Source organism: Rhodococcus sp. 06-462-5 (assembly GCF_002258315.1).
GTDB lineage: Bacteria > Actinomycetota > Actinomycetes > Mycobacteriales > Mycobacteriaceae > Rhodococcoides.
In genome coordinates, this window is sequence record NZ_NOYD01000005.1 from 356940 (window position 1) to 375735 (window position 18796).

17 protein-coding genes are annotated in these 18796 nt (G+C 65.6%); 7 read left to right on the plus strand and 10 right to left on the minus strand.

Translation table 11 applies throughout. The annotated features are described in order from the left end of the window. Positions 1-4: 4 nt before the first annotated feature. Together CH251_RS03830 and CH251_RS03835 are read right to left on the minus strand one after the other, a co-directional pair. A complete protein-coding gene (locus tag CH251_RS03830; RefSeq protein WP_094611888.1) occupies positions 5-904 on the minus strand; it encodes a universal stress protein in 900 nt (299 codons plus the stop codon). Next, complete coding sequence (locus tag CH251_RS03835) at positions 901-2343, minus strand: amino acid permease (RefSeq protein WP_094611952.1); 1443 nt, start codon at positions 2341-2343, stop codon at positions 901-903. Before CH251_RS03835 ends, CH251_RS03830 begins: the two co-directional genes overlap by 4 nt. 177 nt (positions 2344-2520) lie before the next feature. Here CH251_RS03835 and CH251_RS03840 point away from each other — a divergent pair, with 177 nt between their 5' ends. From CH251_RS03840 to CH251_RS03850, 3 genes are all read left to right on the plus strand, one after another. Beyond that, the gene (locus tag CH251_RS03840; RefSeq protein WP_094611889.1) at positions 2521-3729 is read left to right on the plus strand and encodes a CdaR family transcriptional regulator; all 1209 of its coding nucleotides are present in this window, start codon (positions 2521-2523) and stop codon (positions 3727-3729) included. Between the two features lie 354 nt (positions 3730-4083). Next, positions 4084-5151 carry a TerC family protein gene (locus CH251_RS03845; protein WP_094611890.1) on the plus strand — a complete coding sequence of 356 codons (1068 nt, stop codon included), beginning with the start codon at positions 4084-4086 and terminating at the stop codon, positions 5149-5151. A 77-nt stretch (positions 5152-5228) separates the two neighbouring features. Beyond that, entirely contained in the window at positions 5229-5777 is a 549-nt protein-coding gene (locus tag CH251_RS03850) for a Dps family protein (protein ID WP_094611891.1), read from the plus strand. A gap of 68 nt (positions 5778-5845) precedes the next feature. Here the strand turns inward: CH251_RS03850 and CH251_RS03855 are convergent, their stop codons facing one another. Next, positions 5846-6307 (minus strand): hypothetical protein, encoded by a 462-nt coding sequence (locus CH251_RS03855; protein WP_094611892.1) that lies wholly within the window; start codon positions 6305-6307, stop codon positions 5846-5848. Positions 6308-6427: 120 nt separating this feature from the next. Between CH251_RS03855 and CH251_RS03860 the strand changes: the two genes are divergently transcribed. Further along, positions 6428-6625, plus strand: a complete 198-nt coding sequence (locus tag CH251_RS03860; RefSeq protein WP_027496220.1) for a CsbD family protein — start codon at positions 6428-6430, stop codon at positions 6623-6625. An 82-nt stretch (positions 6626-6707) separates the two neighbouring features. Here CH251_RS03860 and CH251_RS03865 read toward each other — a convergent pair whose 3' ends face one another. Beyond that, on the minus strand, positions 6708-7436 hold the full coding sequence (locus tag CH251_RS03865) for an EAL domain-containing protein (protein WP_256978784.1): 729 nt from the start codon (positions 7434-7436) through the stop codon (positions 6708-6710). Continuing rightward, positions 7433-8689, minus strand: coding sequence for a CdaR family transcriptional regulator (locus CH251_RS03870; protein ID WP_094611893.1), 1257 nt, complete (start codon positions 8687-8689; stop codon positions 7433-7435). The genes CH251_RS03865 and CH251_RS03870 overlap by 4 nt, the downstream gene beginning before the upstream one ends. A 351-nt stretch (positions 8690-9040) precedes the next feature. On the opposite strand from CH251_RS03870, the gene CH251_RS03875 reads away from it, so the two are divergent. Next, positions 9041-10228: a triacylglycerol lipase gene (locus CH251_RS03875; RefSeq protein WP_094611894.1), complete on the plus strand. Its 1188-nt coding sequence runs from the start codon at positions 9041-9043 to the stop codon at positions 10226-10228. Between the two features lie 43 nt (positions 10229-10271). On the opposite strand, the gene CH251_RS03880 is transcribed toward CH251_RS03875, so the two are convergent. Genes CH251_RS03880 through CH251_RS03900 form a run of 5 tightly spaced genes read right to left on the minus strand, consistent with a single transcriptional unit; the run spans position 10272 to position 15351 of the window. After that, on the minus strand, positions 10272-11294 hold the full coding sequence (locus CH251_RS03880) for an LLM class flavin-dependent oxidoreductase (RefSeq protein WP_094611895.1): 1023 nt from the start codon (positions 11292-11294) through the stop codon (positions 10272-10274). A gap of 34 nt (positions 11295-11328) precedes the next feature. Further along, positions 11329-12159 carry a glycosyltransferase family 2 protein gene (locus tag CH251_RS03885; protein ID WP_094611896.1) on the minus strand — a complete coding sequence of 277 codons (831 nt, stop codon included), beginning with the start codon at positions 12157-12159 and terminating at the stop codon, positions 11329-11331. Then, positions 12156-13163 (minus strand): glycosyltransferase, encoded by a 1008-nt coding sequence (locus CH251_RS03890; RefSeq protein WP_094611897.1) that lies wholly within the window; start codon positions 13161-13163, stop codon positions 12156-12158. Before CH251_RS03890 ends, CH251_RS03885 begins: the two co-directional genes overlap by 4 nt. Continuing rightward, positions 13160-14269 carry a glycosyltransferase gene (locus CH251_RS03895; protein WP_094611898.1) on the minus strand — a complete coding sequence of 370 codons (1110 nt, stop codon included), beginning with the start codon at positions 14267-14269 and terminating at the stop codon, positions 13160-13162. The genes CH251_RS03890 and CH251_RS03895 overlap by 4 nt, the downstream gene beginning before the upstream one ends. Further along, a complete protein-coding gene (locus CH251_RS03900) occupies positions 14266-15351 on the minus strand; it encodes a hypothetical protein (RefSeq protein ID WP_094611899.1) in 1086 nt (361 codons plus the stop codon). Before CH251_RS03900 ends, CH251_RS03895 begins: the two co-directional genes overlap by 4 nt. A gap of 168 nt (positions 15352-15519) precedes the next feature. Between CH251_RS03900 and CH251_RS03905 the strand changes: the two genes are divergently transcribed. Both CH251_RS03905 and CH251_RS27760 read left to right on the plus strand, forming a co-directional pair. After that, on the plus strand, positions 15520-16458 hold the full coding sequence (locus CH251_RS03905) for a WcbI family polysaccharide biosynthesis putative acetyltransferase (protein ID WP_256978785.1): 939 nt from the start codon (positions 15520-15522) through the stop codon (positions 16456-16458). Next, a complete protein-coding gene (locus CH251_RS27760; protein ID WP_256978786.1) occupies positions 16455-18776 on the plus strand; it encodes a glycosyltransferase in 2322 nt (773 codons plus the stop codon). The genes CH251_RS03905 and CH251_RS27760 overlap by 4 nt, the downstream gene beginning before the upstream one ends. Positions 18777-18796 lie beyond the last annotated feature (20 nt).

The following is an 18796-nucleotide window of genomic DNA, read 5'->3' on the forward strand; positions in this document are numbered from 1 at the left end:
AACGTCACCGACGCGGCAGCACCAGGATCGGTACCGGTGAGTGACGAATGATCTTCGTCGCCCGCGAACCGAGGAACACCCGAGCGATGGGCCCCAACGGTCCGGACGATCCGATGGTCAATACTTCGCCGTCCTGCCAGTGCAGTTCGTCGAGGGCTTCGCGCCAACTCCCGGCCGTGGCCAACTCGGTCGTCACCTGTTCGGCCGAAAGCCCCACCGCGACAGCGTCGTCCATCGCTGCGGTCAAGGCCTCGCTCAACCCCACGGCGAGTTCGGCGGCGACGTCGTCCTCGACGCGTAGGCCGACCTCCGGCGGGTACATGGTCGCCCCGCGGACGACGAACGATGCCAGGCGGAGCGGGATGCCCGCGTCTCGGGCGAGTTCGGCTGTCGGACCCACGACCCGCGAGGCCTCGCTGTCGCCGGAGAACGCACACGTGATCCGGGTCAGTGTGGCCCGCTCGCGCATCCGATAACCGCGAGGAGCGAGCGCCACGGTCACCGGGGACGAGTGCAGAAGCTTGTCTGCCGTCGACCCGACGACCACCTGCCCGAGTGCGCCGTCACCCGACGAGCCGAGAACCAGTATCGAGGCCGAGAGGCTGTCGGCCGCCTCGGTCAACGCGGTCGAGACCGAGCGGTGTGCGAATCGGTGGAACGACGCGGTGATGTCGGGTGCCCGGTCTTCGAGGTAGTGGCGCGCTTTCGCCTCCGACTCGGCTGCGGTCGTCGCTGCCCAGTCTGCGAACTCCGCATCCACCCGTGCCATCGACGGAGTCGACCAGGGCTTGGGAACCACGGTCGCCACGTCGATGTCGGTGCCCAACGACCGCGCGAGCTGGGCACCGAGATCGAGGGCACCGACGCTGCCTTTCCCCGGTGCGAATGCGATCAGCACGCTCATCGTGCGTCCTGTTCTGCACCGCGCAGCGTCGAGTGGTGCCGGCCCCAGAACCAGTAGAACGCCAACACCACGGCGAGCCAGAGTCCGAACCAGAACCACGTGGTCCAGTGCAGTCCGGACAGGATGTACAGGCAGGCGAGTACCGACAGCACCGGTGTCACCGGGTATCCCGGAACTTTGAACGGCCGTTCGAGATCGGGCATCGAGCGGCGCAGCACGATCACTCCGATGGACACGACGATGAACGCGACGAGGGTGCCGATGGACACCAGGTCCGCCAGCTTGTCGAGCGGAATGAACGCGGCGAGGATCGAGATCACGACGGCGACGACGATCGTGTTGTTCACCGGCGTGTGCGTGCGGGGGCTGACCTTGGCGAAAGCTTTGGGCAACATGCCGTCTCGGCCCATGGCGAACAGGATGCGAGTCTGCCCGTACATCGTCACCAACGTCACCGAGAAGATGGAGATGACCGCACCTGCGGCCAGAATCGTTGCCGGCCACGCTTGCCCGGTGACGTTGCGCAGGATCTCCGCCAGCCCGGCTTCCTCCTGGCCGGCGAAGTCGGTCCACGGCTGAGTCCCCAGGGCGGCCACGGCCACGACGAGATAGAAGACGATGACGACGATCAGCGCCGCAATGATGGCCCGCGGCATGGTCTTCTGCGGATCCTTCACCTCGTCGCCCGCGGTGGACACCGCGTCGAGTCCGATGAACGAGAAGAAGATCGTGCCCGCGGCCGCCGTCACCCCTGCTGCGCCCAGGGGCATGAAGTCCGAGAAGTTGCCGGAATCGAAGGCGGTGAAGCCGACGATCGCGAACAGAGCCAGCACACCGAGTTTGATGACGACCATGACGGCGTTGACGGCCGCCGACTCGCTCGCGCCGCGAATGAGCAGAACGGCGCACAGCACGATCAGCACCACTGCAGGCAGATTCATGATGCCGGGGTCGGCGTCACCCGGCGCAGCGGACAGCGCGTGCGGGATGGTGAAGCCGAAGAGGTTGTTCAACAGCTCGTTGAGGTAGCCACTCCACCCGACGGCGACGGCAGCGCTGGACACTCCGTACTCGAGCAACAGGCAGGCGGCGACGCCCATCGCGACCACCTCACCCATCGTCACGTACGCGTAGGAGTAGGTCGAGCCCGAAACCGGTACCGCCGATGCCATTTCGGCGTAACAGATAGCTGCGAGACCGGCCGCGATACCCGCGGCCAGGAACGAGAGCACCACTGCGGGACCGGCTTCGGGAACCGCGAGCGAGAGGACGAAGAAGATGCCGGTGCCGATGGTGGCACCGACGCCGAACATCGTCAGCTGGAAGGTGCCGATGGTCCGTTCCAGCCCGCCGCTGCTCTGCTGGTCCGGATCCACGATCGGCTTCTTGCGAAGCAGCTGCGATCGCAGACTCGATGCAGGTCTGTTCGACGATGTCATGGCCGGCACTCCCAACGTGGAGACGAACGGTGCGGATCGGCTGATTGTGCTCCCCGATACCGCCTCTCGCACGCCGAACACGCGGTCGAATCGGTCGACTCCCACACCGATCCGTTTCTCCAGCGCGGCCGCGATGCCTACCATTGGCCTCGAGCCGGATGGGAGACACGAGAACAGATGGTCGGACAGCGCGATGCGCTACCGCTGGATTCGGTCGCTGCGCAGGCAGCGTCGGACGCCGGCGGCCTCGACGTCGCTCTACTGGGTAGCTTCCTCGACGTCCTTGCCGACGCCGTCGATGCCGGCGTCCCACTGAGCCGCGGGCAGCTGCACGAATTTCGAGCGCAGGGCGATACCGCTGCCCGCGCGGGCGTCGCACTGCGGGCGCTGCTGGATCTGTACCTGACCTCGGCGTGGCGACTGTGGCGAGAACTACCCGCTGTCGTCGCCGCCGCGGAGGACCCGGCCGGAGTGGTCACGGCAGGCGAGGTGATGCTGCGCGCGGTCGACGACGCGGTGGCCGAACTGGCCGAGGGATTTCAGCTCGCTCGGCGCACTCTCGTGCGAGCCGAAGTACTCGCCCGCCGTGAATTCGTCGACGATCTGCTCTCGGGCACCTCCGATGTCGCCGGGGTACTCGGGCGCGCACAGACGTTCGGCCTCGACCTGTCGAGCCCGCACGTGGTGGCCGTGGTGACGTCGACCAAGCCGTTCACCGACGCCAGCTCTGCCATCACCCTCGTCGAGCGCAGTGTGCAGGGCAGCAAGGGAGACGCCGAGTTGCTCGTGGCCACCAAGCAGGACCGGCTGATCCTGGTGTTCCCGGCACCCGACCTCGACGCCGTCGACCACGTGCTCGACCGGGTGGGACGGGCCCTCGGTACGTCGGCGTCGAGCGAATCGGTCGACCTCCGTCGCAAAGGTGAGTACGGCCGGACGCAGATCGGGGTCGGCCGACCACGCAGCGGGGCGGTCGGTGTCGCGGCGTCGTACCGGGAAGCCCTCGACGCACTCGATCTCGCCGCCTCGCTCGGATTCGACGCATCCGTGGTCGATGCTCGTGATCTGCTCGTCTACCGCGTCCTGATCAGCGATCGTGCGGCGATCGCCGATCTGGTCGAGACGTTGCTGACACCGTTGCTCGGCGCGCGAGGTGGGGCGGGTCCACTGCTGGAGACGTTGCAGGTGTACTTCGACACCGGTGCCAACACCGCGTCCACCGCGCGCCGGATGCATCTGTCGGTGCGGGCAGTGACCTACAGATTGTCTCGAATAAAGGATTTGACCGGGCAGAATGTGGGCAACCCCGTCGAGGCATTCGCGCTGCACACGGCGGTACTCGGAGCGAAGCTGCTCGACTGGCCCGAGATTCGCTCGCCGTCGTAACGGGTACAGACTGCTCGAATTGCCGTAACCAGGCAACCAAATCGGTCGAAACGTGTCCGCAAAACGACCATGCCTGCAGGAAAGCGAACAGTCACACTGGAGTAGTCGCGGAATGACCAAGCGTTTTCCGCCGAGGCCCGAACGCACGGCCGGAACACCGGTAGGACGAAGACAGACGAGAACGAAAAGGAGCGTGTGACAGATGGCGTCGTTGACACAGAAATTGACATCGTTCGCTCGCAGCCCACAGGGCAAGAAGATGATCGATCAAGCACGTCGGTACGCAACCAAGCCCGAGAATCAGGCGAAGTTGAAGCAACTCGGCAGCAAATTCACGAATAGAGGTGGCCGTTCATGAACGTCGTCCCGTGGTGGGCATGGGCGGCATTCGGTGCCGTCGTCCTGATCCTGTTGGCCATCGACCTGTTGGCGCACCGCGGTGCGCACATCATCGGCTTCAAGGAAGCCGCATGGTGGAGCGCACTGTGGGTCGGCGTGGCGATCATCTTCGGCATCGTGGTGTTCTTCACGTTGGGAACCACGGCCGGAGTCGAATACACGACGGCCTGGTTGCTCGAGAAGAGTCTGTCCGTCGACAACCTCTTCGTCTTCGCGCTGATCTTCGGTTACTTCAAGGTTCCCCGTGAGTACCAGCACCGCGTGCTGTTCTTCGGTGTGATCGGTGCCCTCGTGTTCCGCGCGATCTTCCTGGCCGCAGGTGTGGCCATCGTCAGCAAGTTCGCTGCCGTTCTGTTCGTCTTCGCAGCCATCCTGCTCTACAGCGCCTACAAGCTGATGAAGGATGAGGACGACTCGTACGACCCGAGTACCTCGATCGCAGTTCGCCTGCTTCGCAAGATCATTCCAGTCCGCGACGAGTACGAGGGAACCAAGTTCTTCGTCAAGGAAGCCGGCAAGCGGGTGGCCACGCCACTTCTCGCCGTCGTGGTGGCCATCGAAGCCGCCGACCTGGTGTTCGCTGTGGACAGCGTTCCTGCCGTTCTCGCGGTGACCGACGACCCGTTCATCGTCTACTCCTCGAACGCGTTCGCCATCCTCGGCCTTCGCGCCCTGTACTTCCTGCTCGCAGGGTTGCTCGAGAAGTTCCACTACCTGTCCAAGGGACTGGCGATCATCCTCGCCTTCATCGGCGTCAAGCTGATCCTCCAGGCCGGACACAAGGTCATCAGCACCTCGATCCCCGAGATCCCCTCGCTGGTCAGCCTGGTGGTCATCATCGTGGTCCTGGCAGGCTCGATCATCCTGAGCCTGAAGAATCCCCCGGCCGAAGACACCGAAGACGTCATCGCAGACGTCGCTGCCGACAGCCCGATCGTCGATCCGACGGACGGAACCTCCTCGGCCGGTACCTCGCCGACGGGAACGTCGAGCACGGATTCACCGCGACTCGACAAGTCCTAGCACCGCACGACACATGCCCCGCCGATCTGTTCGGCGGGGCATGTTTGTGTTCCGGGTCGTTGGGGCAAACACTGATCATGGCTGAAAAGAACTCGTACACCGTTCCCGGACTCACCTCGGAAAAGGGCGCGCGCGTCGCCGAGATCTTGCAAGATCGACTGAACGCGTACAACGACCTCCATCTGACGCTCAAGCACATTCACTGGAATGTCGTCGGACCCAACTTCATCTCGGTACACGAGATGCTCGATCCCCAGGTCGAAGCCGTTCGCGGATTCGCGGACGACGTCGCCGAGCGCATCGCGACCCTCGGCTCCTCGGCCAAGGGCACCCCGGGCACCATCGTCTCCGAGCGCAGCTGGGACGACTACTCGATCGGTCGCGCAACGGCCATCGAGCACCTCGGTGCACTCGACCTGGTCTACACCGGAGTCATCGAGACCACTCGCAAGAACATCGAAGAGGTCGGCGAGATCGACCCGGTGACCGAGGACATGCTCATCGGACAGAGCGCGCAGCTCGAACTCTTCCACTGGTTCGTGCGGGCACACCTGGAGAACTCCGGTGGCCAGCTCTCCACCGCCAACGCGACCAGCGAGGTCGACGCGGCGAAGCAAGCAGGCTAGACACCGTCCATCCGAACACCGATCTCGCCGTCACCCGGCGAGGTCGGTGTTTCGTCGTTTCGGAAGGGTCAGTCGGTCGGCCTCGCCTCGTGCCCGCTGCGGCCGTGAGTTCGACGCTTTTCCTTCATCTCGGCCTCGAAGACGTGGCGACGCCCGTCCATCAACTCGTGTCGCACCGCACGCTCGTGTTCGCGCAACGGGCCCCAATATCCGTCGTCGAATTCTTCGACGAGCTGAAATGTCCACCGCCCCGGCGCGATGTTACGACCGATCATGTCCGTGTCGATTCGCTCGGAGGTGGCGGTGTGGCCTGCATCGGCGAGGGCATCGACGGCGTCGCCGAGCAGTAGATCTGCGTGCCCCATCAGCTGGTGAAACGAGTAGAGATGCCCGCGAGCGCGCTCGACACATTCGAGGGCCTCGGAGAGCTTTCCCACAGCGGCCACGGTCGCGTCGTCCACGCCGCTCGGGCGCTGATGTTCGGGCGAGGGCGTATCGGAGGCGGACGTGGCGTCGTTGTCTGGGTCCATGGACCGCGCTTACCCGAATCGGCCCGGCACAACCCGAACGTGCAGCGCATGATTACCGACTCCGATCGCGGGTATAGCTTCCCGTGAACGGACGAAAACAATCGATTTCGAGGAGTTCCCATGGCTGATTTCATCGACAAGGCAAAGCACAAGGCAGAAGAGCTCGTGGGCGAAGCCAAGGAAAAGATCGGCCACAAGACCGACAACGACGACCTTGCTGCCGAAGGCGCGAAGGATCAGGCGTCGGGCAAGACCAAGCAGGTCGGCGACGACGTCTCGGACGCCGCAGGCAACATCAAGGACAAGTTCACGAACTGATCGTCTCGATCGCTCGTATCGAAACCCCGCACCCAGGCCCCGGCCGTCGGAGGTGCGGGGTTTCCTCGTTGTCGGCCACCGATCACATCGGCGGATTCGGCAGCGGCAACGGCCGGCCGAACATCCAGCCCTGTCCGAGGGTTGCGCCCAGCGACCTGGCTCGACGTAGATGCCTGCGGGTTTCTATTCCTTCTGCCAGCAGAACGGCGTCGCTCGTGCGGACGTACGCCCGCACCTGCCGCACCGCGGCGCGCGACCGATACGGGGACCGGATGATCGACGCGTCGAGTTTGACGATGTCCGGCGCGACGGCAGCCAGCAGTTCCAACGTTGCGGGCGTGGCACCCACGTCGTCCATGGCCACCGACATACCGCGAGCGCGGGCTCCTCGAACCAGGGCCATCAGCAACGGCACGTTTCGGTCGAGGTCTCGCTCGGTGATCTCGAGGACGACGTCGAGGTCGTCGCCGATCGCATCGAGGTGGGCGTCGACGTCGCGTTCGTCGACGAAACAACCCGGCTCGATGTTCAGAAAGAAGCGCACCCGGCGTGAGTACTCGCGCTCGCGTGCCGCCCGCAGCGCGGCGGCGCGACACGCGACGTCGACGCGACCCACCATCCCACGCTCTCGGGCCAGCGCGAACACGTCCTCGGGAAGGGCCACGCTCGGAGACGGCCACCTGGCCAGTGCCTCGTACCCGACGACGGTCCCGGTGGCCAGTTCGACAACGGGCTGAAAGAGAGCGGCGACGGACTCCACCGAATCGAGCGCCGCCGATGCTGCGAGCACCGCGCCGTCCGGCGCGGTCACAGTGATCGCTCGTCCACCGGAACGCGACGGGCTTCGAGGCGGTCGGCGATCAGAGCGGCATGCAATCTTCGCAGTCCGGACGGCTTCATCGGATCGAGTCCGGTGAGCTGCTCCACCCTCTTCAGGCGGTAGTCGACAGTGTTGGGATGCACCGTCAGCCAGGTGGCCGTCTTCTTTCGGTTGGAGTCCGAGTCGACGAACGCTTGCAGCGTCGGTAGCAGATCGACCGAATCTCGCAGCGGATCGATCAGTGTCACGAGGTGTTTGCGGCCCAGTCCCGGCCTGCTCACCTGGTACTCGAACACGAGATCCGAGATCCGATATGTCCCGGGTGCGTACCGGAGCCGACGCACGAGCCCGAGCAGTTCGTACAGGTGAGGTGCGGTCGTGGCGATGTCGTCGATCGCGGCCGACCCGGTCGTCGCGGTCACCGCCACCTGACCCGCATCGGCCAGACGATCGACCAGTTCACCGATGTCGACACCGGGGACATCGGGCAGCAGGACGGTTCCGCCGGTGGGACCGATCGAGGCGATGGGCAGGCACTCCGTGTCGAATGTCGCCAGCGCTGTGTGGATTCTGCGCAGTTTTCGAGCCGCCATGATTGCGGCGTCGATCCGTCGTCCACCTTCGTCGGCGTGCGCCGGAAAGTGCAGGGCGACAACGTGATAGTCCTCGGCGAGCAGGGCACCCATCCGATCGGCGATCTTGCGGGCCGTCCCGTCACCGGTGAGCAGCGCGTCGAGCAGTTCCACGTCGTGACGGGGACCGTTCTGAGTCAGCGTCCGGAATTCGGCCAGGTAGGCATCGGACACCGCAGCGGTGACGACGTCCAACAGTTCCAAGACCAGGACGGTTCCGTCGACGAGCCGATCCCCGGCACCCTGACCGACCGAGCGCGGTGTCTGCCGCACGGCCAGTGCGCAGCCCTCGTTGATGGCATGTTGGATACGGCCGAGCGGTACACCGTCTCGGGCCCACCGGGTTGCCGCGTCGCGAAAGACGTCCATGGCACCGGGTATCGGTAGCCGGCCCGATTCGAGAACACCGGTTGCCAGTTCGCAGCAGGTCGTCGCCATGTCGTCGAGCTCACCGCGGGCGCACTCGCGCGGTGGTGGCGTGTCCTCGGGTTCACCGATGTACTGATCGAGCATGCGCGCGGCAGTCTCTCTCGGCGTCCGCAGACGGTCGGAGGCCCGTCGCCCACTGACGTACTCCTCCTGCGACACCTGCACGCTCTCTGCTGCCGTCACCTCGACCCCACCCCTCGAACTCGAAACCTACTTCAGGTTTGTTTCCCCGGCAGACCGGTGTCTCGAAGGATCGCCCGGTCTCGACGTCGCGACTGCGTCCGCATCGATCGAGACCGGGCGAGACGCAGACACACGAACAGTAGAACAACAATCAAACCTGTGGATTGTTTTTACGAATATATCCGGCAGTACGTCCAGATTCAGTGCCCAGGAGCTCAGTTGTGACGCCCTCTCACATATGACACGTCGTTTGCGGGCAGATTCCAAACGCCTGGCAGGAGAGCGCACACGACCGAAATCCGCACTTACTGTTCCGCCTTGTCCAACAACCCTCGTCGAAAGTCAGGCCCCATGACCACTTCTCGGTCCACCTTCCGCACAACGCGGAAGGCAACGACGGTGCGCGCTGCGATGATCGCGGCTATGGCGTGCTCACTCACCCTCGGTACCGGTGTCGCAGCACAGGCACAGCCCGCCACCACGCCCGCCCCTCCCGCCACCGTGCAGGGCGACACGGTTGTTCCGCCCGGCCCGACCGAGGCATCACCGAAGGCCGCCGACCAGGGTATCGCCCAGCCGAACATCGAATCTGCCGCTCCCGCGACCATCACCTACGACCCCCGGACCGAGACCACGGGTTACGGACCGGAACAGAAGAACTTCCTGGCCGGATTCCTCTACAGCATCGTCAACCCCAATGTCGCACCTCAGGGTGCCAACGACTGGAACTGCAAGCCGTCGGCAGCGCATCCGCGCCCGGTCGTGCTGTTGCACGGCACCTGGGAGAACGCCTACAACAACTTCGCGCGGATGTCGCCTGCGCTGAAGAAGGAGGGCTACTGCATCTTCGCGCTGAACTACGGAGACACCGATCCCAGCGTGGTCGGAAACCTCCCGTCGCTGCGCGGCACCGCATCCGTTGCGTCGAGCGCGAAGGAGATCGCGACCTACATCGACGCGGTTCGCGCAGCCACCGGGTCCGCTCAGGTCGACATCGTCGGCCATTCCCAGGGTGGACTCGTGACCCGGCAGTACCTGCGCTTCGAGGGCGGAGCCAATCCGGCCGACCCGACCAAGAACAAGGTGAACACCGTCGTCAGCGTCGCCGGGTCCAACCACGGCACCACACTCGTCGGTATCGGCACCCTGGGTCGCACGATCAACAACCTTGGCCTGAACGTGCTCGGCGTCGTCGGGGCCATCGCCGGACCCGCTGCCTCGGATCAGGTCATCGATTCCGCTCTGGTCAAGGGGTTGGCGGTGGGCGGTGACACCGACCCCGGAATCAAGTACACCGTGATCGGCACCAAGTACGACGAGGTCGTCACCCCGTACAAGACGACGTTCCTCACCGCAGGCCCCGGTGCCACGGTCAACAACGTCACCCTGCAGAACGGTTGCGAGATCGATCTGTCGGACCACCTGTCGATCTCGGTCTCGCCCCGTGCGATCGGCATCGTGAAGAACGCACTGGATCCGAAGGGCTTCCCCACGAAGTCGATCCCGTGTGCCTTCAACTCACCCATCACCGGCGGCTGATCACACCTCGATGAGGGCGATCGGCCGGTGACGCCGATCGCCCTCACTGCTGCGCGGGCTCCCATCCGAGTGCGGGCCCGAGCGTGCGCGCCATGTCGGTCAGAATCTGCACGTAGTCCTCGTGGTCGAAGCTGAACGGCAGTGCGAACGCCACCTCGTCCACCTCACGAAAAGACCTGTTGGCGTACAACTTCTCGGCGATCACGTCCGAAGTTCCGACGAGGTCGGGCGCGAACATCATCCGAGCCGGACCCTGCGGCTCCAGCGTGCGCGCGAATCGCCCACGCGCGTACTCCTCGTACTTGGCCGTTTGTGAAGGGCTCGCACTGTCGGTCGGGATCACCACCAACCCCTGCGAGACTCTCGCATCACCCCCGGCCGGGTGGAACTCACGGAAGCGTCGAATGTGCGAGAGCTGGATGTCGTCGAAGTCGGTCGACTCCTCGGCGCGCACCACGCTGCTGACCAGTAGATTCATCTCGTTCTCACCGGCCCACTGCGCCGACCGCAGGCTCGCTCCTCCGTACCACATCCGGCTACGTAGACCGGGGGAATACGGTTGCACGCGAGCAGAATACGACTCGATGCCCTCGGTCCCCGACCACGTCGACGCCGGCTCCCCGGCGACGAACCCGAGCAACCTCGATACCCGTTCGTACCCGAAATCCTCGGTATCCGCGGTGTCGGGATACAGCGAATGCTTGACCCGCTCGAACTGCATCGGTTGTCCCACACTGACTCCGGGATTGATCCGCCCACCGGACAACACGTCGACCGTCGCCAGATCTTCGGCGAGACGCAGGGGGTTCTCCCAACCCAGTGGTGTCACTGCCGTGCCGAGCGCTATCCGGTCGGTTCGCTGCGAAGCCGCAGCCATGACTGCGATGGGTGACGAAATACCGAACTGCAGGTGGCGATGACGAAGCCATGCACTGTCGAAGCCGAGCCGCTCGCCCAGTTCGATGATGTTCAGCGTCGATTCGTGGCCACGTGCAGGATCGGACTCGTCGAAGAGCCCGATCGTGAGAAATCCGAGCGAACGCAACGGGTGAGAGGGCGCAGGCACGTCGAGACTCCATTCGGCCGAATTTCGACCCAGCCTAAACGAATCCGTCCGCCGTGCGGCGAATCCCGGAGCCGTCGAACTCGACGAGGCCGCGAGCGGCGAAGGCGTCGAGCCAACCGATCATCGGCCACCGACCCCATCGATCGAAGAACGTGCGCGCGTTGGCGACGATGTCGTCGAGATGTTCCACCGGAGGATCGGAGACCGGATGGAATTGGTGGTAGGCGTGGGCCCCACCGACCCACCGCAACCCCATGCCCGACGCCTCCGCGGTGGCTGCGAAATCGGTGTCCTCACCGCCGTAGCCGGTGTAGTCCTCGCAGAAGCCGCCGAGTTCGGCCCAGGTCGCTGCCCCGACCGCGAAGGACAGCGACCAGAACAGATCGAAGTTGTCTCCGTGCTCGACGGTGTCGACCGGTGGGTTCGGCCGCGCCGGATGCGGCGCGGTCAGCGACGTCAGAGCCTCGCCCTCGGCACCGGTGTCCTTTTCTTTGAGGTAGGTCACCGGACCGCAGAGCAGGGATCGCGCGTTGCTGGCCAGTGTCGCCGCACGGCGGTATTTCTCGATCATCTCCGGACCGGGGATACAGTCCACGTCCAGGAACACCAGCAACTCTGCGCCGCGATCGATTGCCTCGGCCGCACCGAGATTGCGGGCGCTCGCCAGCGGGAGGGGGTGCTGTGTGGGCATCTCGATGCACGTCGCTGCGGATCCCGATCGAGCGAGTACGTCGGCAATCGCGTCGTCACCCATGGACACGACGACGTGCTCGACCTGCTCAGCGGTCGATGTACCCAGGCCGCGCACCTGCGCGGCCAAGTGCTCGTGCCGTCCGGACACCACGGTGACGACGACGGTCTTCACTGACGCACCGTTCGAGGTGCGGCCTGCTCGATCGCCCTGGCTGCGCGGGCGGGCGCACCCTCGGTACGCAAGGCCGACCACCGACGGCCGCCGATCTCGAGGGCGCGGTTCGCCGCAGCGTGCCACCGCGAGACGGACGGCCACGTATCGAGCACCTCGGCAACCGACCCGTGGGCCAGGGCCCGTCCGGTGGCCGACTGCTCGTCGAACGGTCGGGCCTGCGGCACCACGATGGCGGGCGCGCCCGAGGCGGCGACGTCGGCGACCGCGTTCTGCCCGGCGTGCGTGACGACGAGTGCTGCCGAACACAGCACCGGCCACACGTCGTCCACCCAGTCACCGCCTGCCACGCCCAGTGCGCGGAACTCGAATCGGGCATCCACCGCCGACCACGAGTCCACCAGGTCTCGGGTCAACTCCGTGCCACCGGCGGCGCCCAGAACCACCACCGTCGGATCGGCGTGGGCAGTGACTCGCTCACGTTCGGCGAAGCGACTGATCGAGCCTGCGTAGGTGGTCTTCTCCTCGAACGGACGGAGCCAGGTCGGGTCGTAGACCTCGCGTGACCACGGCGCGACGATGTGGGTCGCTGCCCGATAGGCGAGGTTGTGGATCGGATCATCCCGCTCCCCCGGTATCGCCATCACGATCACGCGGACACCCATGAGTCGCAGGAACATCGCCACTTCCACCGATACGTCGACCACCACTGCCCGCGGCCGCTCACGCGCCACCCACTCCGCGATGATCGCCATCCGCTCGGTCAGACCGTCCACGTCGTGAGGAGCCCAGTGCAGCACCCCTCCCGCCGAACTGTCGTCCGCCGCATCGCCTTCGACGGAATCGTCGACGTCGAGCGGAAGCGAGATCCACTCGGCGCCCGCATGCGCTGCCGGTCGAGCCCGCGAGGACAGCACCGTCATCGGCTCCGCCATCGACCGTGCGATGGCGTCGGAGCGCGTGACGTGGCCGACCCCGTGGTGGTGCGCGTAATACCCGATCATGCGATCGCGAGCCGGTCGTCGAGCTTCTCGACGTGCGCGTCCAGGGTCGAGTGGTACAGCGCCTCGTACTCGTCCACCATCCGGTCCATCGAGCACACCTGCTCTGCCCGCGCCCGGACGTCGGACCTCCTCAGCGCTGCCGCCGCGGGGATCGCCGCGGCGAGGCCGTGCACATCGTCGGCCGCAACCAGAACTCCCGACGAGGCATCGACGATCTCCGGTATGCCGCCCCTGGCGAATGCGGCGACCGGAGTGCCGCAGGCCAGTGCTTCGGCAACCACCAGGCCGTACGGCTCGGACCACACCGGCGAGACGAGCGCTACCTCGGCACCCGCCACCAATGCCGCCAGGGCGGGCTGATCGAGGTGACCGACGTAGCGGATGTTCTCGTCGAGCATCGGCTCGACGAACTCATGGAAGTACTCGAGATTGCTCAGCGGGCCGGCGATACGCAGCGAGCGGCCTGCTTCCTTGGCAGCCGCAATGGCCAGGTGCACCCCCTTCTCCGGGACCACCCGACCCGACCACACCACGTAGTCACCGCCGGTTCCGAACGGCCAGTCCTCCAACGAAATTCCGTTGCGAATGACGACGGTTCCTGCGGTGACATCGGCCCACTGCGAGGCGGCGAACTCGCTGACCGCGGCAAACGTGTTGGCACCGGGAGGAGCCAGCGCAACTGCGGACTCCAGCCACGCGAACGGAGGTGTGTGCAGTGTCGTCACCATCGGTACCGACAGCGTCGCCGACATCGCCAGCGGCAGGTAGTGCAGGCTGTGGTTGTGCACGATGTCGAAGGACCGAGACAGCGTGCCGGCAAGTTCGAGCATCACCGCCAGATACGCGTGATGCTCGCGAATCGCGGTGGGTGTGATCGCGACGTCGGCGATGGAGATCGGCGTCAGATCCAACGTCCGAACCGGTAGCAGGGTCGCGTCCAGGTCGACGCTCGACCCGTCCGCAGCGAACAGACTCACCTGATGCCCGCGCTCGGTGAGCGCGCGCACCAGGTTGTAGACATGTGCCTCCAGGCCGCCCGCGAAAGGCTGTGCCACCGGAAAACTCGATGACGCCAGCACCGCGATGCGAAGTGGGTTCTCGTTCAACGCATCTCCTCGATTACTGCTGAATAGATCGCCGCATGAGTTGCTGCGATTCGTTGTCGTTGTTCTGCGCGAACACCGGGTTCGACTGCCGGGGTTCGCGCGGCGTGCGATGCCCGCACGGCAGAGACGAGCGAGGCGGGATCGAACGAATCGATTCCCATCCGGAAACTGTGCACCCGCGCCTGATCTGCGTAGAAGCCGCAGTCGGACGCGACGACGGTGGTACCGAGGTCGCGGCAGGCCTCGAGCCAGCCCGAGTGTGTCCCGAATCGATACGGCAGCACCGAGACATCGATCGACGACAGATAGTCCCAGAGAGCGTCGTCGTCGAAACGTTCGTGCACGCGCACGTCGACGTCGGGAAAACTCGTGTAGTCCAGCAACTTTGCGCCGACCGTCGGGCTGTACCAATGACTGGAGGACTCGAACACGTCCTCGTCGATGTCCAACCGGACGGTGGCGTCGGGTAGCGATCGTGCGGCCTCGACCACGGCATCCATCACGGCCGACGGGTCCATGTTGGACCGGAGGTTCTTGGCGTGGACGCCGATGACGAACGAATCCGACGCCGGGCGCGGAAGTGCCATCCGCTCGAGCGGCACGACGTGCGGATGGTCCACCACCGTGGCCTCGATGCCCCATCGATCGCGAATGCAGGCAGCAGCTCCCGCGGTCAGGGTGATGACGGCAGCGGCCGCGCGAACCAGTACGTCCAGCTGTCGCAGGTGATCGGTGTTGTCCGCGACATGGGGATTGTGCAGGTCGTGGACCGTCAGTACCAACGGCTGTCGGTGGGCGCGCAGGTGGTCGACGGTACGGGTGAGCTCGTCCGGGGTGAAGGACTCGAACCCGAAGTGCACGTGCAGGACATCGAAGTGCACGTCGGTCTGCTCGGCGAGCCACCCAGCATCGAGCAGTCGTGGAGGCCACCACTGGCCGGGTACATCGACTCGGACAGGGGCCGGGTCGGGCAGCACGATCACCGACGGGTCGCCCGATGCCGCGCGTGCGGAGTCGCCGACGACGGGCTGCAGGTGTCGGACATAGGCGTGCGAGGACGGAACCGATGCAACGCGAATCATGAATTCCTTCGGGTACAGGCGGGTGGATCGTGCCTGGTCCCGACACGCGATACGTAGCCAGTACCCAGTTGCACCCGAGTTCAACCGGGGTTGGCGAAGCCCGTCCAGCCGGTCTACGTTGACGAGAGAATGGACCAACACGAACGAGCACATGACGTCGGGGCAAGCATGGACGGTCGCACCCGCCACTACGGCGACTTCTACGAACTGGCCGACAACCCGGGTCGCCGCGCCGAGGACGACAGACCCCTCCTGCTCGTCTGGGGAAATTGTCAGGCCGAGGCGCTGCGCATACTCCTCGCGTCCGATCCGGCCATGCCGCTGCGCACGGTGCGCATCCCTCCTGTGCACGAACTCGAATCCTCGGACCTGCCCCACGTCGACCGACTCGTGCGGCAGGCGTCGGTGCTGCTCACCCAGCCGGTTCGAGCCGGCTATCGGTCACTGCCGCTGGGGGTGCCCGACCTCGCCGCTGCACTCGCACCCGACGCCACCGTCGTCCGGTGGCCGGTGCTCAGATACGCGGGGCTGCACCCCTTCCAGGTCATCGTTCGGCACCCGAGCGACCCCGCTGCCGTCCCGAACATGGTGCCCTACCACGATTTACGCACGATCCTCGCCGCCCATCGCGGCCTCGCCTGCGACGCGGACTGGGACGTACCGGTCTCGAAAGACGGCGTGCGAGGGGCAGCCGAGGCGAGCCTCGACGAGTTGCGCCGACGCGAACGCCGGGACACCGACATCGTTGCCTCCGACCTGTTTCGAGAAGCCGGGAGCAACGCCACCCACACGATCAACCATGCGACCAACGTGGTGCTCGGCGCTCTCGCCCAGCGAGTACTCGATCATCTGGACACCGGCAGCACGGTACGAGATCCGGGACGTGAGTTGCTCGGAGGTGTTCGCGCACCCGTCGAGAGACGAGCGCTAGATGCTCTCGGCCTGCACGCCGATCCGCGGCCGAACTGGTCGGTCGACGGCTCTCCCCTGACGCCGGATTCCGTTCACCGCGCTCACCTGCAGTGGTACGCAGCTCGTCCCGAATTCGTCGGTGCGGCCCTCGAACGTCACGCCGAGCTGATCCGAACCCTGGAGCTGACGCCGTGACCGGACCGGTACATCATCTGGTGATGGGGCCCAACGAGCACGGTGTCGTCCGCTGCGCCCGCGAATTGGCCTCCGCAACAGCGAGTCCGGTGATCTCCGATCTCGAGCATCTTCCCCCCGACACGGCAATCCACGTGCACTTCACCGACCGGTTGTTCGGCCGCACTGCACAGGACGCAGCGATTGCGTTCGTCGCCTTCGCACAACAGCACCGCGCACCGATCACCGTCACGGTCCACGATGTGCCGCAGGCATCCGACGGCCACGCATTCGAGGCGCGTAAGGACTGCTACCGACGTGTGATCGGTTGCGCGGCAACGGCGGTGGTCTCCAGCATGCACGAGCGGCTACTGCTCGAGGACGTCCTGGATCGTCGGCATGACGTTCGGGTGATCCCGCTCCCGATCGGACGCGCGACGACGCGGACCGCAGACCGCGTCGCCCCGCGGCGAGTCGTCGGTGTACTCGGGTTCGTCTATCCGGGTAAGGGACACGAAGAGGTACTCGGTGCCATGACGTCGCTGGACGCCGACGTCGACGTTCTCTCCATCGGTTCCGCGTCACCGGGCCACGAATCCATGATCGGCGAACTCGGTTCTGCTGCAGAGAAACTCGGCCGATCGTTCACCTCGACCGGTTTCGTTCCCGACGCCGAGCTGGACGGTATCCTGCGGTCGGTCGCCATTCCCGTCGCGTTCCACCGACATGTGTCGGCATCGGGTTCGATCAATTCCTGGATCGCGGCAGGCCGTCGACCACTCGTCCCGCGCGGTCGGTACGTGGAGGAGATGGAGACCAACTCCCCCGGGGCCCTCTGGATTCACGAGAATTCGATCGAGGGCCTCGCCGCTGCGATGGCAGAGGCTCTCCGCCATCCCGACATGACATGGCAGCAGCACGACGTGGTCACCTACCCCACGCTCGAGCAGGCGGCCGCGCTGTACCGCGCATTGTTCGACGAACAGCGCGCCACAGCGGCGCGCGAGCTACCCGACGGCCGGTGGGTGGTACCGGGCAATCGGTGGGATCTCGCCCCGCCTGTCGATCGCAACCCGCGAGTGTCCGTGGTGATTCCGTACTTTCGTCAGCAACGTCAGCTGGAGTTCGTACTTACTGCGCTGACATTGCAGAGGTACCCGGCCACCCTGCTCCAGGTGATCGTCGCCGACGACGGGTCGCCCGACGCGCCGGACGTCGATGCCTTCCGGCCCGCTCTCGACATCACCGTCGTTCGACAGGAGGATTGCGGCTTCCGTGCAGCGGCGGCACGCAATCTCGGTGCATCGGTCGGCGACGGGGAGATTCTGTGTTTTCTGGACGCGGACACCGTCCCCGAACCCGGGTACATCGCGGAATCGGTACGGCTGACCGGAGCAGTTCCCGATGCCCTCACCGTGGGTCGGCGACGCCACGCCGATCTGACGGGCTGGTCCGGCGAGGACGTTGCCGGGTGGTTCGGCGGCGAATCGTCAGGACCGCCGGAATTGTCCGAACCGAGGTGGCTTCGGGACGCGTACTCCTGCTCGCGCGACCTGCTCGATGCCGATCGACGTTCGTACCGATTCATCATCAGCGCCGTGATGTCGTGCAGCCGTGAATTGTTTTCCGACATCGGTGGATTCGACGAGACCTTCGTCGGATACGGCGGAGAGGACTGGGACTTCGCGCACCGCGCGTACGACGCCGGTGCCGTGCTTGCGCACCTGCCGCGGGCGGTCGCCTGGCACGACGGACCCGAATGGGCCGAGCGTACGGGCGGGGATCGCGAACGCAAGAATCTCGAAGCCCTGGTGCTGTCCTCGCGTATCACCGACCCTGCGGCTCGCACGCACGGCCTGGTCTACGCGATACCCGAGATCGTCGTGGTCGTCGACTCCGCAGGACACAGCTCTGCCTCACTGCTCGCCACGGTCGGATCCGTTCTGCGCGAGCGAGATTGCGCGGTGTGGATCGACGGTCCCGACGCGGCGTCGTTGCGAGAGCAGTGGGGCGACGTCGACCCGCGCATTCATCCGGGTCGGCCCGGCGACACCGGCCGCAGCCACATCGTCGTGCGCGTGCGCGGACTCGTACTGTTCGGTGAGCACTCTTTGCGCCGCATGCTGGCAACCGGTGCCGATCGTATGACCGTGGACGTCGGCGGCAGCGGCGTCGTCGAGTGCCGCAGTTCGCGTTCGAGGGCGCGCGCGGCGCGGTGGGCCGATGCACTCGGTCGTGATCCGCTCGACGTGGCCGAGGATCTCTTCGGGCACGTGCACCGCACGGCCGTCGAGTTCGGGATCTCGACCGGTGAACATCAACCGGATCTGTCCTGGTGACGGCGAATACGGTGCGGCGG